The 13,648-nt window shown below is 62.9% G+C and carries 13 protein-coding genes; 4 read left to right on the plus strand and 9 right to left on the minus strand.

Features of this window, described 5'->3' with window-relative positions; all coding sequences use genetic code 11:
- Positions 1-2: 2 nt before the first annotated feature.
- From BJ928_RS18725 to BJ928_RS18740, 4 genes are read right to left on the minus strand one after another with little or no spacing between them, the layout of a single operon-like run.
- Positions 3-2,075, minus strand: a complete 2,073-nt coding sequence (locus BJ928_RS18725) for a membrane protein (protein ID WP_047632142.1) — start codon at positions 2,073-2,075, stop codon at positions 3-5.
- Positions 2,076-2,077: 2 nt separating this feature from the next.
- A complete protein-coding gene (locus BJ928_RS18730) occupies positions 2,078-4,906 on the minus strand; it encodes a DUF4159 domain-containing protein (RefSeq protein WP_047632141.1) in 2,829 nt (942 codons plus the stop codon).
- Entirely contained in the window at positions 4,903-5,823 is a 921-nt protein-coding gene (locus BJ928_RS18735) for a DUF58 domain-containing protein (protein WP_047632139.1), read from the minus strand. The genes BJ928_RS18730 and BJ928_RS18735 overlap by 4 nt, the downstream gene beginning before the upstream one ends.
- A 26-nt stretch (positions 5,824-5,849) precedes the next feature.
- Positions 5,850-6,863: a MoxR family ATPase gene (locus tag BJ928_RS18740; RefSeq protein ID WP_047632137.1), complete on the minus strand. Its 1,014-nt coding sequence runs from the start codon at positions 6,861-6,863 to the stop codon at positions 5,850-5,852.
- 167 nt (positions 6,864-7,030) lie between these two features.
- Here BJ928_RS18740 and BJ928_RS18745 point away from each other — a divergent pair, with 167 nt between their 5' ends.
- From BJ928_RS18745 to BJ928_RS18755, 3 genes are read left to right on the plus strand one after another with little or no spacing between them, the layout of a single operon-like run.
- On the plus strand, positions 7,031-7,654 hold the full coding sequence (locus BJ928_RS18745) for a DUF1285 domain-containing protein (protein WP_047632136.1): 624 nt from the start codon (positions 7,031-7,033) through the stop codon (positions 7,652-7,654).
- Positions 7,651-8,286, plus strand: coding sequence for a CoA pyrophosphatase (locus BJ928_RS18750; RefSeq protein WP_047632135.1), 636 nt, complete (start codon positions 7,651-7,653; stop codon positions 8,284-8,286). Before BJ928_RS18745 ends, BJ928_RS18750 begins: the two co-directional genes overlap by 4 nt.
- Positions 8,283-9,539, plus strand: coding sequence for a CCA tRNA nucleotidyltransferase (locus tag BJ928_RS18755; RefSeq protein WP_047632134.1), 1,257 nt, complete (start codon positions 8,283-8,285; stop codon positions 9,537-9,539). The genes BJ928_RS18750 and BJ928_RS18755 overlap by 4 nt, the downstream gene beginning before the upstream one ends.
- 41 nt (positions 9,540-9,580) lie before the next feature.
- Here BJ928_RS18755 and BJ928_RS18760 read toward each other — a convergent pair whose 3' ends face one another.
- The 3 genes from BJ928_RS18760 to hemF form a co-directional block, all read right to left on the minus strand.
- Positions 9,581-9,766: a DUF1059 domain-containing protein gene (locus BJ928_RS18760; RefSeq protein ID WP_047632133.1), complete on the minus strand. Its 186-nt coding sequence runs from the start codon at positions 9,764-9,766 to the stop codon at positions 9,581-9,583.
- 131 nt (positions 9,767-9,897) lie between these two features.
- Positions 9,898-10,176 (minus strand): hypothetical protein, encoded by a 279-nt coding sequence (locus BJ928_RS39375; protein ID WP_047632132.1) that lies wholly within the window; start codon positions 10,174-10,176, stop codon positions 9,898-9,900.
- Positions 10,177-10,359: 183 nt separating this feature from the next.
- Positions 10,360-11,271, minus strand: a complete 912-nt coding sequence (hemF, locus tag BJ928_RS18770) for an oxygen-dependent coproporphyrinogen oxidase (RefSeq protein ID WP_047632131.1) — start codon at positions 11,269-11,271, stop codon at positions 10,360-10,362.
- Positions 11,272-11,442: 171 nt separating this feature from the next.
- On the opposite strand from hemF, the gene BJ928_RS18775 reads away from it, so the two are divergent.
- Positions 11,443-11,703 carry a hypothetical protein gene (locus BJ928_RS18775; RefSeq protein WP_047632372.1) on the plus strand — a complete coding sequence of 87 codons (261 nt, stop codon included), beginning with the start codon at positions 11,443-11,445 and terminating at the stop codon, positions 11,701-11,703.
- Between the two features lie 91 nt (positions 11,704-11,794).
- Here BJ928_RS18775 and BJ928_RS18780 read toward each other — a convergent pair whose 3' ends face one another.
- Together BJ928_RS18780 and BJ928_RS18785 are read right to left on the minus strand one after the other, a co-directional pair.
- Positions 11,795-12,943: a hypothetical protein gene (locus BJ928_RS18780; protein ID WP_047632130.1), complete on the minus strand. Its 1,149-nt coding sequence runs from the start codon at positions 12,941-12,943 to the stop codon at positions 11,795-11,797.
- Between the two features lie 114 nt (positions 12,944-13,057).
- On the minus strand, positions 13,058-13,516 hold the full coding sequence (locus BJ928_RS18785; RefSeq protein WP_047632129.1) for a tRNA (cytidine(34)-2'-O)-methyltransferase: 459 nt from the start codon (positions 13,514-13,516) through the stop codon (positions 13,058-13,060).
- Positions 13,517-13,648 lie beyond the last annotated feature (132 nt).

Genomic DNA, 13,648 nt, shown 5'->3' on the forward strand with positions numbered 1-13,648 from the left:
GTTCACCGTCCTTCGCGCCACCATGTGGCCGAGAAGGCAAAGAGGAGGGCGGCAAGGCCGGCAAAGCCCGCAAAGAGCGGCAGGGTGTTGATTCCCTTCAAGACGGTTTCGTCGGTCATGCGAATGGTCAGGCGTTGGCCGTCGGCGACGCGCACCGCGCCGCGCACCGGCAAGACCTGCGGTACGGTTACGCTGCCATTGGGACCGGCGACGCGGGTAACGAGACCCTTGGTCTTCTGCGCCAGCGGTTTCAGCGTCTCCGTGGTCGAGATCATCGCCTTGAATTCGGGAGCGTCGATCGCGCCTATATGGACCAGCGTCGACAGATTGCCGTTGGCGATCTGATAGAGCCCGATCTCGTCCATGTGCTTGTCGGCCTGATAAAGACCCGGCTGCGTCTGTTTCAGCGGCAAGGTTTCCGTCTTGCCCGATGGCGTCTTGATTGTGGCCGGCCCGGGATCGTCGCCGATGGTCTGGCGCGTCACCTGAAGCCTCCGGCCTGCGGCGTTGGCCGTCAGCGCCTCCTCTTCAAGCGCCGGTTCCTTCAGGAGCCAGTGGGCGATGCGGCGATAGAGCGACACATGCGGACCGCCGCCTTCAAAGCCGCGTGCCCAGAGCCAACCCTCGTCGGACAGCAGCATGGCGACACGGCCTTGGCCGACGCGGTTGAGCACCAGCAACGGGCTGTTATCGGCGCCGACCATCACGGTCTGCCCCTGCGGCTTCTCGACGTCGACGCTGCGGAACCAGCGGCCCCAATGCGGCGGCTCGGTGTCGGAGCCATCCAGGCCGCGCGTCACGGGATGCTTGCGGCCCTGATCCGAGAGCCGTGGATAAAAGGCCTTCTCGATCATCTGGCCTGTCGGCTCGGCCGGCAGCACAGAGGCAAGCGGGGTCAGCGCGATCGAACTGCCGCCGGCATGTTCCGGACCGGCAGCAACCAGCAGGGCACCGCCGTTTTCGACATATTGCGCCATATAATCATAATAGATCGTCGGCAGGACGTTCTGGCGGTCCTGGTAGCGGTCGAAAATGATCAGGTCGAAGGAGCTGATCTTGTCGACGAAAAGCTCTCGGGTCGGGAAGGCGATCAACGACAGTTCGTTGATCGGCGTGCCGTCCTGCTTGTCCGGCGGACGCAGGATGGTGAAATGCACGAGATCGACCGACGCGTCCGATTTCAGCAGATTGCGCCAGGCGCGCTCGCCGGCATGCGGTTCACCCGAAACGAGCAGGACGCGCATGTTCTGGCGGATGCCTTCGATCAGCTGGACGGTCTGGTTGTTGGTGGGCGTGACCTCGCCGGGCACCTCGGCGACGGAGAATTCGAGGACATTGTTGCCGGCGCGCGGCACTTTGAAGCTGAAAGGCATGTCCTGGCCGGGCGTTGCTTGCAGCGTCGCGATTTCATCGCCATTCATCTTGATCGTCACGGCTGCGGTGCCGCCCGGGCTCTTGCCGTCGTCGACGACGCGAAAGACGAGCTGCTGCTCCTCGTTGACGAGACCGAAGCGCGGTGCGCGCACGATCTCGATGCGGCGGTCGAATTCGTCCGGCTTGCCCGTTATCAGCCCGTGGATGGGCGCATCGAAGCCGAGCTGCTGGTTGACGCCGGGGATATCGTGGATCTGGCCGTCGGTCAGGAAGATCACTCCGCCGATGCGGGCGGACGGCACGTCGGCGATTGCCGAGGACAGGGCCGAGAAGAGCCGTGTCGACGGCGAATCCGATTCGGCCGGATCGCGGAATTCGACGATGCGGGGCTCGATGCGCGGGAATTGCGCCAGCCGATCCTTGAGCATCGCCAGCGCCTCGTCCGTCATCTTGGCGCGTTCTGGCGTCTGCTGGCTGAGGCTGCGGTCGACGACGACAGGGACGATCGTTGTCAGCGGATCGCGATCCTCCTGCATCAGCACGGGATTGGCGAGTGCGATCAGCAGGGCGAAGCCGGCCAGCGCACGTATCCAGCTGCCGCGCAGACGCCGGTAGATCGCGAGCGCTGCGATGGCGAGTATCAGCGCCGCCAAAGCGGCGAGGACTGGCCAGGGGAGGAAAGGGGCAAAACCGATATTCATAATTATTGCCCCAAGCGCTGCAGGATATCCGGAACGTGGACTTGATCGGACTTATAGTTTCCGGTCAGCATGTACATCATGATGTTGACCCCAGTGCGGTAGGCATATTCGCGCTGGGTCTCGTCGGGGGGAACTGTCGGCAGCAGCGGCGCGCCATTGTCGTCGACGGCCCAGGCCCCGGCAAAGTCATTGCCCGTGATCATGATCGGCGTCACGCCGTCGGACGTTGCGACCGCATTCGCATCGCGACGCGTATCCTGCCTTGCTTCGACCCAGAGCGGACTGTCGGCATAGCGGCCGGGAAAGCTCGACAGCAGATAGAAGGATTTCGTCAGCACATGGCCCGCCGGCACAGGTTCCAGCGGCGGAATGTCGAGATTGGCGAGGATCTGCTGCAGACGCTGGCCGTTCGGGCTCGGCGAGGAGGTGTCGCCCATCGTGTCGATCGCATCTCGCGTATCGAAGAGCACGGTGCCGCCATTGCGCATATAGGCGTCGATGCGGTTGATGGCATCGTTGGACGGCATCGGCGCGGTTGCCGAAATCGGCCAGTAGATCAGCGGATAGAAGGCCAGTTCATCCTTGTTGAGATCCAGGCCGACCGGCGGACCGGGCTCTAACGTGGTGCGATAGGTAAGATACTCGGAGAGGCCGGCAAGCCCGCGTTCCGAAATGTGATCGACGCTGGCTTCGCCCGTGACGACATAGGCGAGATGCGTCTTGTCCAGCCTTGAAAAGATGGCGTCGTCGCCCGGCTTGGAATCGTCGGCCACCGCATTTGCCGGATGCAGGAAGACGGCAAGCGAGGCCGCCAGCAACAGCACCGCCGCACCGCCGGCGATCGTCCCTGCCGATCTCTTGAGGCGTGGAAAAGCACCGTTCATGAACAGGACGATCACGCTGTCGGCCAGGAGCAAGAGGAAGGCGAGCGTGAAGAGGATCGGTTTTGCCGACCATGCCTCTCCGCCAATCAGGTCTTCGCGCGCAACAGCGCTCGTCGCCGAGGTATCCAACGGCTTGAGGGCTGCCCCGTTCGGGAGCGTGTTGAGCGCACTGAAGCCTTCTTCGGAACCGTAGAGGCCGGGTGGATTGTCGAAGTTTGCGACGGCCGCGCCCTTGTTGTTCGGTTCCAGGGGCCGGGCGCTGCCGATTTCGCTGGTCAGAACGCCCTTGGCAGTCAGAAGCCGATAAGGCGGCATTGCTTCGCTCGCCTTCGATGCCTTGCCATCCGCGGCGGAGGCGACGCCGCCGGCGCGCGACAGTTGCACGATACGGCGCAGCATCTCGACGAAATCGCCCGAAATCGGCAGGTCGGACCATTGCGGCTCGGCGCTGACATGGAAGAGGACGATGCGGCCGGCCTGCATCTGCTTTTCGGTGACGAGCGGCGTACCGTCGGCAAGGCTTGCCCAGGTGCGTTCGGCCAGATCCGGCGTCGGTTCGGCCAGAACCTGTCGTTTGATCAGCACATTGTTCGGCTTCGGCATGCCGGCGAAGGGGCCGAAGGTCGGGAAGTCGGCAAGCGGCTGCGGTTCGGCCCAGGAAAGGGCGCCGCCGAAGGTACGCTCGCCCTGCCGCAAGGTGACGGGCACGAGGGGGTCGTCGGCAGGGGCTGCGGCAAGGCGCGGACCGGCGAAGCGGACGAGCGTGCCGCCATTCTCGATCCACTTCTGCAGCGGCGCATAGGTCTCCTGCGGCAGTCGGCCGACATCGGCCATGATGATGACGGAGGGGTTGCCCGCGAGCAGCTCGGGGATCGACTTTGCCAGGTCGGCGCTGTTCGGCTGCGTCAGGTCGGCATAGGGCTGAAGCGCGCGCTGGATGTAATAGAGCGGCGACAGGATCGGCTGGAATTCGTCGGCGGCCTGCCCGGAAAGGAGCGCTACGCGGCGGCGGCGGAAGCCGTCGTCGAGCAGATAGACGCTGCCGGCGCTTGCCTGGCGGTCGATGCCGATGCGGGCGAAATCATTGCGCATTTCGAAGGGGGCGGTGATGGTGCCGGTCGCAACCGTTTGCCCGCCGGTGAAATCAAGCGAGCCGGCGGCAATCGGCCGGCCCTGATTGTCCTGCGCGGTCAATCCCAGGCGCATCGGGCCATCGCCGTTCAGGCGCGTTGCCGTGACGGTCATGTTGCTGGCGTTATTGGTTGCGCCGGTGATCGCGACGATGTCGCGGCCGTTGCCTTCGATCAGCCGCAGATCGCTCGGCTGCAGGGCGGCGAGCCGGCTGACGATATCGTCCTTTTCCTTGCTTTCGATGCCGTCCGAGATGAAGGCGATTGTGCCGGGCTTTGTGCCGTTGAGCGCTGCTTTCACGGCGTCTGCGGCCCGCTGTCGATCCGGCACCAGCGGCCTTGGATTCATCGCGTGCAGCTTGTCGCGCGCCGATGTTGCGGCGCCCGGTGTCGCGTCATTGCCCTGCTCGGCGGTGAAGGTGATCGAAACCGGAATGCTCTTGGCATCGGCATCGTCGATCAGCGCATCGGCGGTGCGCACCCGGCGCTCCCAATCCGAGACGCTTGCCCAGCTGTTGTCGATCATCAGCACCAGCGGCCCGCTGCTCGAAAGCGTGTTGGTGCGCGGATTGAACATCGGATTGGCGATGGCGAGAATGACCAGCGCCGCAAGCAGCATGCGCAACAGCGTCAGCCACCAGGGGCTGCGCGCCGGCGTTTCCTCGCGCTTGAGGATGCTTGCCAGAATGCGCAGCGGCGGAAAGACTTCCGTTCGCGGCTGTGGCGGCGTCAGCCGCAGCAGCCACCAGATCGCAGGGAGCAGGATGAGGGCGCCGAGGATGGCGGGTGATGCGAATGCGAAGGAGAGACCGCTCATGGCTGCCCTCCGGAGGCCACTCTCGCGGGCATGCCTGAGAGATACATGTGCACGGCGACCAGCGCTTCCGAGGCCAGCCGGTCGGTGCGATGGCTGACGAAGGTCCAGCCGAGATGGCGCAGCGACTGGCCGAGATTTTCGCGGCGGGCGAGATAGGCGCGCTGGTAGTCGTCCCGCAGGTTTTCGGCGCGGCCGGCAATCAGCTTCGACCCCGTTTCGGGATCGCTGAACTCGGTGCGCCCGCTATAGGGAAAGAGTTCCTCGGCGGGATCGGCAATCTCGATCACGTGGCCGCGCAAGCCCCGGCGTGCCAGCGGTCCGATCCTGCCCATGATGCTGTCGGCATCATCGAGAAAATCGCCGATCAGCACGATATCGCTCCAGCCGCGGATCATTGCCGTCGGTGGAAGACCGCCTTCGAGCGGCGTGTGCATCAGGGCGGCGGCCAGACGCTCGGCGGCGTTGCGGGTCGATACCGGCTCCATGATGCCGGGGCAGCCGATGCGCTCGCCGGAGCGGGACAGGATTTCTGCCAGCGCAAGCATGATGACAAGCGCGCGACCCTCCTTGGAGGCATGGCCATAGGTCGACTTGTACAACATGGATGGCGACAGATCCGCCCAGAGCCAGATGGTGTGGGCGGCCTCCCACTCATGATCGCGGATATAGGTATGATCGTCGCGGGCGGAGCGGCGCCAGTCGATGCGCGACAGGCTCTCGCCTTCGGTATAGGGGCGAAACTGCCAGAAATTCTCGCCGATGCCGCGCTTGCGCCGGCCGTGCCATCCGGCAATGACCGTATTGGCGATGCGCTTGGCTTCCACGAGGCAATCCGGCACGAGGGCGGCGCGGCTGCGGGCTCGGGAGAGGGCATCATTGCCTGAAGTCGGTCTGACGGTCTGTCCGATGGATGCCACGCGCTATACTCTCCTCGACATCCGGATTACGACTTCGACTGCTTGACCAGCCCTGCAATGACATCACGCACCGACATGCCTTCGGCGCGGGCGGCAAAGGTCAGCGCCATGCGGTGTTCCAAGACCGGCTCGGCGAGTGCATGGATATCGTCGATCGACGGCGCAAGCCGGCCTTCGTAGAGGGCACGGGCGCGGGCGCAGAGCATCATGGCCTGGCCGGCGCGCGGGCCCGGACCCCAGGCGACGTGCTTGTCTGTGGAGGCATTGCCCTGGCCGGGGCGGGCGGAGCGTACGAGAGACAGGATCGCGTCGACGACGCCGTCACTGACGGGCATCTGGCGGATCAGCTGCTGTATTTCGAGGAGACGCTCGGCACCGATGACTGCCTGCGGCGTCGCTTCGCTGAGGCCCGTGGTTTCAAGCAGGATGCGACGCTCGTCTGCAAGCTCGGGATAATCGACATCGACCTGGAGCAGGAAGCGGTCGAGCTGGGCTTCCGGCAGCGGATAGGTGCCTTCCTGCTCCAGCGGGTTCTGCGTTGCGAGAACGTGGAACGGCGCCGGCAAGTCGTAGCGCTGGCCGGCGATGGTGACGTGATATTCCTGCATCGACTGCAGCAGAGCCGACTGCGTGCGCGGCGAGGCGCGGTTGATTTCGTCTGCCATCAGCAATTGTGCGAAGACCGGTCCCTTGACGAAGCGGAAGGAGCGGCGGCCGGTTTCGTCCTGGTCCATCACTTCGGAGCCGAGAATATCCGAGGGCATCAGGTCCGGCGTGAACTGAACGCGGTTGGAGGCGAGACCCAGGACTGCGCCGAGCGTCGTCACGAGCTTCGTCTTCGCAAGACCGGGCACGCCCACCAGCAATGCGTGGCCGCCGGCGAGCACCGCGAGCAGCGTGTTTTCCACGACGCTTTCCTGGCCGAAAATGACCTTCGACACCTCTTCGCGGACACGGGCGATATCGCTCAATGCCTTTTCGGCCGCTGCGATGATCGCCTGCTCGTCGAGGCTCGTTTCGGTCGATTTGATCATGCCCATTTGCGTCTCCAATGGCAGTAAAACGGTGCGTGCGATTCGCAGACGTTACACATTTGCCTCATAATCAATACAACTTATCGCCAGCAAGATGGCTGACAAGCACGTTTCAAATGACTATCTCGTGAGAACTGTCATATTCCTGACTAACGACGAACCGGGACAGAAGAATGGCAACCGAGGAAATCAGGGCAACCGGCGACGCAGCGAGCCTCGCGGCGCTGATTTCGCGCGCTGCCGGCGACAGCGGCGGCTCCAAGAAGGGCCTGCCACCCGTCGATCGCTGGAATCCGCCGTTCTGCGGCGATCTCGACATGGAGATCCGCGCTGACGGCACTTGGTTCTATCTCGGAACACCCATCGGACGCGCGCCGCTGGTGCGATTGTTTTCCACAGTCTTGCGCAAGGATGAAGACGGAAAGACCTATCTCGTGACGCCTGTGGAGAAGGTCGGCATTCGCGTCGTCGATGCGCCCTTCGTCGCAGTCGAGATGAGCGTGACGGAGCGGGACGGGAGGCGCGTGCTGACCTTCCGCACGAATGTCGGCGATGTCGTCGAGGCGGGCAGGGATCATCCCATCCGTTTCGTCATTCGCGGCGAGAACGACGAGCTTAAGCCCTATCTGCATGTTCGTGGACGCCTGGAGGCTCTGGTGACGCGCGCGGTCATGTATGATCTCATCGAGCTCGGCGAACCCGTCGAAATTGCCGGGCGGGAGATATTCTGCGTACGTTCCGGCAGCTCCATCTTTCCCGTCATGCCGGTTGCCGAACTGGATGCACTCACTCGATGAATGAATTCCCCCTTTATTCCGCGGATGAATTCCGCCGTCGCGCCCTCCATCAGAGTGGCAGCCCTGTCGAGCTTGCCTGGCGCGACCATGGCGATCACCGCCTCAACCCGGAAACCATTTCGCAGGTCGCAGGCTTGAAGCTCAAGGATGCCGCGGTGCTCATCCCCGTGGTCGACAGCGGCGACGATGCCAAGGTCATCTTCACGCTCAGGACCTCGACCTTGCGCAAGCATTCCGGCCAGATCGCCTTTCCTGGTGGAGCCATCGATCCCGAGGACGCATCGCCGGAGATGGCGGCGGTGCGCGAAGCGGGCGAGGAAATCGGGCTGGCCGATATCTTCATAGAGCCCGTCGCGCGGCTGCCGCACTATCTCGCGGCCACGGGTTTTCGCATCACGCCCATTCTCGCCGTGGTGAAGCCGGGCTTTCATCTGGCTCTCAATCCGACTGAGGTGGAGGATGCCTTCGAGGTGCCGCTCTCCTTCCTGATGGACCCCGACCACCACGTCACCGACACGATGCTCTGGCAGGGGACCGAGCGCCATTTTTACCGCATGCCCTACGGGCAACGAATGATCTGGGGCATTACCGCCGGCATCGTCCGCACGCTTTATGAAAGGCTCTATACATGACGTCCGTTGCCGATGAGGCCTGGTTTCGCGATAAGGCTTTGCAGCGCGTGCTGGCGCTGCTCGATGCGGATGGCGGCGAGGGGCGTGTGGTCGGCGGCGCCGTCCGCAACAGTCTGATGGGGCTGCCGGTCGCCGACATCGACATAGCCACAACCCTGTTGCCGGAAACGGTGGTGGAACGAGCGGAGGCGGCTGGAATCAAAGCGGTGCCGACAGGCATCGCGCATGGCACCGTCACCCTGGTCATCGATGGAAAGCCGTTCGAAATCACCACCTTGCGGCGCGATGTTGAAACAGACGGGCGCCGTGCCGTGGTTGCCTTCAGCCGGGATTGGCAGGCGGATGCCGAGCGGCGCGACCTGACGATCAACGCGCTTTACGCTTCGTCCGATGGCGAGGTCGTGGATCTCGTCGGCGGGCTTGCCGATCTGGAGCGCCGCAATATTCGCTTCATCGGCGACGCGGCCACACGAATTGCCGAAGATCACCTGCGCATCCTGCGGTTCTTCCGCTTCTTCGCCTATTATGGCAGCGGCCGGCCGGATGCCGATGGGTTGCGTGCTTGTGCCGCCGCAAAGTCGAAGATTTCAACGCTCTCGGCCGAGCGCGTCTGGTCCGAAATGAAGAAGCTGCTGGCGGCTCAGGACCCGGGCAGGGCGCTGCTCTGGATGCGCCAGATCGGCATATTGACGGAAGTGCTGCCGGAAACGGAGAAGTGGGGGATCGACGCCATTCCGGGGCTCGTCGCCGCGGAACAGGTTCTCGGCTGGCCGGCGGAGCCTTTGCTGCGGCTTGCCGCGATCGTGCCGCCCGACGCGGCAAGGCTTGCCAAGCTCGCGGAGCGGCTGCGCCTCTCGAAGGCAGAAGGCGCCTATCTTCAGGCCTGGGCGAATGCGCCCGCGGTTAAAGACGATATTGCGGATGCGGCCTTCGATCGCCTGCTTTATCGTCATGACCCATCCGGGGTCGCCGTTCGCCTGAAGTTGGCGCTGGCGGTTGCCCGGAGCAAGGCGGAAGACGATTTCGAGGAGATGGCGCGCGTCGCGAGGCTCGGAAGATTGCTGGCGCGTGTTGCGAAATGGAAAAGGCCGGCTTTCCCGCTGAATGGCGCAGATGCGCTTGCCGCCGGTGTTAGCGCCGGACCACGCGTCGGCGAACTTCTCGGCAAGCTGGAACAGGAATGGCTTGATGGGAATTTCGCGATGAACCGGGCGAGTCTTCTCGCCCGACTGAAGGATTTGGCCAATGGTTGACCTTAGAGCCCGATTTTCGGGCCGGTAGGCCAAACCATGGATCAGGCCGCGTGGGCCTCGTCACGAATCCTTGCCTTGATATTGTCGACCATGTTTTCGCGTATGACGGTTTCACCATGCGCTTCGCGCATGTGCTCGACGGCGCGGCGAACGACTTCGGCGTCATCCTTGGCGCGGGTATGCCAGGCGCAGCCCGGTACGAGGGTTCCGCATTCGAACAGTCGCATATCTTCCTCCTCTTCCTTTCATAGTTTCCCGCCCCTTCATGCGAAGGGCATGAAGGCCTAAACGCAACGGACGGGAAAAGGTTTCTGCCGTCCGGCAAGCCTCTTGCTTGCCGGCGGCGGTTTTCCGGACATCAATCCGGCATCGCCCAGGACTTGAAGCAGTCCGACGACTGATATCGGGTAATGGGCGCTTGCCTGGCCGAGCGATCGGCCGCGAAGCTCGCGATATCGCTCGGAGATTTGCCTGCCAATTGCATCCTCACCTGTTCTACGAAACAGGAAAGGGGTAGGTCGGACCCGCTACGGGTCCGCATATCCTCGGCCAGTCGGATGATGAACTCTGGACTATCGACTGTGCGCGAAAGTTTCTGTTCTTTCGAAGCTTCCGTGACTTGTTTCTCTGCTGCCATTACAACCTCCTCCGATTGGAACGAGCATTAGGTCACTTAGGCACTCCTCCTGCCGATTTCAGGGCGTTGTCCGATCATTTAATGTTGAACGCTTGAAGCGCATCGCGATCTGTCAGATTCTTTCGCTGCGCTTGCGTATTTCGCGGGCGGCTAGGGGAAGACCGCGGCCACCCGCGCGATATATCAGGGCCAACGCACCACAGGTGGCAGAGACGATAGGATCGACTCGACATTGCCGCCTGTCTTCAGCCCAAATATTGTACCCCTATCGTACAGCAAATTGAACTCCACATAGCGCCCGCGACGAATTAATTGTTCGTCTCGATCCTCTTCCGTCCATGTCTCGTTGAAATTGGAGCGGACGATGCGCGGATAGACCATCGCGAAGGCGCGGCCGACATCGCGGGTGAAGGCGAAGTCGGCATTCCAGCCGCCGGCATCCTCCGTCGAATGCAGCCAATCGAAGAAGATGCCGCCGATGCCCCGCGCCTCGTTGCGGTGCTTCAGGAAGAAATATTCGTCGCACCAGCTCTTGTAGCGCTGGTAGTCGGCGACGGCATGGCGATCGCAGACGATCTGCATGGCGCGATGGAAGAGGGCGCTGTCGGGATCTTCCTGGGTGCGGCGCCGGTCGAGCATCGGCGTGAGGTCGGCGCCGCCGCCGAACCATTGGCTTGTCGTCACCACCATGCGGGTGTTCATGTGCACGGTCGGCACGTTGGGATTGACGGGGTGGGCGATCAGCGAAATCCCCGAAGCCCAAAAGCGCGGATCTTCTTCGGCGCCTGGAATCTGGCTGCGGAAGTCAGGAGAGAATTCGCCATAGACCGTCGATGTGTGGACGCCGACCTTCTCGAAGACGCGGCCTTCCATCATCGACATGCGGCCACCGCCGCCCTGGCCCTTGTCTCTCTGCCAGTCCTTGGCGACGAAGCGGCCCGGTTCCTGGTCGGAAAGGGGGCCAGTCAGCTCGTTCTCCAGCTGCTCGAATTCCGCGCAGATTGTGTCGCGCAGGCCTTCGAACCAGTGTCGCGCTGCCTCTTTCTTTTCTTCAATATCCTCGGGTAATCCCTTGGGAAGATTGGGTCGTTCCATTCATGCTCTCCGACGGCGCGAGCAACCGGCGGCCCGCGATTCGCTCTCTATGTATCGTGATTTGGAATATCAGCAAGATTGCGGCGCAGCCAGTGCAGCAGCGTCGCAGGAGAATCGACTCGCAAATTTCACAATGCGGTATTATGTTCCCTCTCTCAAAGGCGAGGTTTTATCATGAAGATACCCGGACCGCCGCCCCTGGATGGGTTGAGAAACAGAATATTCCGTTACCGGCAGGAACATCCGGCCGGTGGGAAGAGCGAATTCGTTCGCGAGACCTTTTGTCTGAGCCGCCCCGAAGCGCGTGAAAAGGCGCGCGAATGGTTCGATGAATTCCCGAAAGCTGCCTATTGGACCGAGGTTGAAAGCTGGCGTCAGGTGGACGGCGATCGCATCGAATTCACCATGCGGCGCTTGCCGTCGGCGGATTGACGCGGGCGACATGGCCACCTGCCGCGACCGATGAACAGGCTGAGGCGCGTTTCCGTGTCCTCGGGGCGCTGGCCTGTAGTGTGGCGCTCGCTCAATGGGGTTTCGACGACTGTCCCTCATCCGATGGGCCGGATGAGGGTGGCTGGACGCCCGGCGTCGGGCCGGCGGAGAAAGCTTTCTTGACGTTCTCGATCGTGGCTGTGTTGCCGCTTCCTGGCGAGGGAGGCTTGCGTTCCGCCGTTGTCGGTGCTTCAGCCGCGGCGCCCAGTTTTGAAGCGTCGCGCTCGCGGACCCTCGGGTCTTTCGCGATGGGGGATGCGGCAAAGATTTCCATCAACGTCGTGGTGACGGGCAGATGGCCGCTAAGGTCGGTGTTCGTATGATGCCATGCGTGCGCAACGCGCCGATCGGCGGGGATGAACCGTCTGGAATTGATTTCGCCGAACCAGTCCCACTCACCCATGACATCGACGACATCGGTAAATACCGGCGGCATCGCAATGCGCGCGCCGATCGTCACGATCTTCGTGTGCCGCGCCAGTTCGGCGACCCGGCTTTCATCCCGTTTCCAGAGATTGTGCAACGCGGCCGACAAGACGAGATTGCCCTTGGAGTGCCCCGTCAGCAGGCGGAAGGAGAGGCGGGGGTCGGAAAGGAGCGCCTGCACCGTTCTCGTGTCGAGGCTGGAGCGGGCAGCCTTTGCCTCGGCCTGCGCCCCGACCTTGGGGCGACCGGCAAGGTCATCCAGGCCTTCGAGGAAGGGCCGCAAACCTTTCAGGTGACCGAAGAAAAACAAGCCGCCGAAGGCTTCTGTGATGACATCGGCCAGGCCGTAGCCCGAGACGACGACTGCAACCGGCGCGTCGACCGCATCGGCCACGTTGCGCGCGAAGGCGGCTGCCCCGAGCGCGGAGCCGCCGATGCCTGCCACGGCAAGCGCCCGGGTGTCGGCGCCGCCGCGCAGGACGAACTCATCGATGGTTTCGCAGAGCGTCAGCGCCCCGAGCCCGCTTGGCGGCACGATCATGATCGCGCCTTCGGCGGCCAGCGAGTCGCTGATGTAGAAGGCTTCTTCCGGCGTGATCACGGTAACGTCATAGAACAGCGCGTCGAGCGCAAGGTTGCGCTGGCGCAGGCCTTCGAGAGCCAGGTTGCGGGCAGGTGAGCGCTGCAGCCGTTCGGGGAGGCTCAGGCTGCGTGCGAACTGCGTCAGGGAAAGCGTGAATGCCGTCTGGAACATGGGTCACCTCGCCAAGGTTGCCTGAGTTAGAGCATTCCGTAGCGAAGCTTCTCACACTTTGTCAGGCGTGCCAACGGCTATTGGGGTGTGACATTCAGGCTCGGGCGCCAGCGGCTACCATTGCGTTTGTCGCAGAGCTTCGCCTGAAATCATCGCCGCCGACATCGCAACATTGATGGAGCGCTGGCCCTCGACCATGGGGATCAGGATGCGACCGTCTGCTCTCTCATGCACATGATCAGGCACGCCGGCGCTCTCGCGGCCGAAGAGAAGAATATCGTCGTCGTGGAAGGCAAAATCCGTGTAGCGTTGCGCTGCCTTCGTCGAGGCCAGCACCAGCCGCCGTCCGCTTTCCTCCCGCCATGTCTCGAAGCGCTCCCAATTGACGTGCCTGGTCAGGGTGACGGCTGCGAGGTAATCCATGCCGGCGCGCTTCAGGTTGCGGTCGGATATGTCGAAGCCGGCCGGCTCGATGATATCGACGCCGAGGCCAAGGCAGGCGGCGAGCCGCAGGATTGTGCCGGTGTTGCCGGGAATATCGGGCTGGTAGAGGGCGATGCGCAGTTTTGTCATGCGCTGGAACTAGCGAAATCGCCCGGACTTGTCTTCGACTTTTCGCGAGCTCTTCGTTTCTGTGATGCTTCCCATAAGCAGAATTGAAGGATTTAGCCCATTTTTCGGGCATATTTCGCTTTTCAAACAAGA

The sequence above is a fragment of the Rhizobium sp. WW_1 genome, assembly GCF_003610155.1.
In the GTDB taxonomy this organism is placed as follows: domain Bacteria; phylum Pseudomonadota; class Alphaproteobacteria; order Rhizobiales; family Rhizobiaceae; genus Rhizobium; species Rhizobium tropici_A.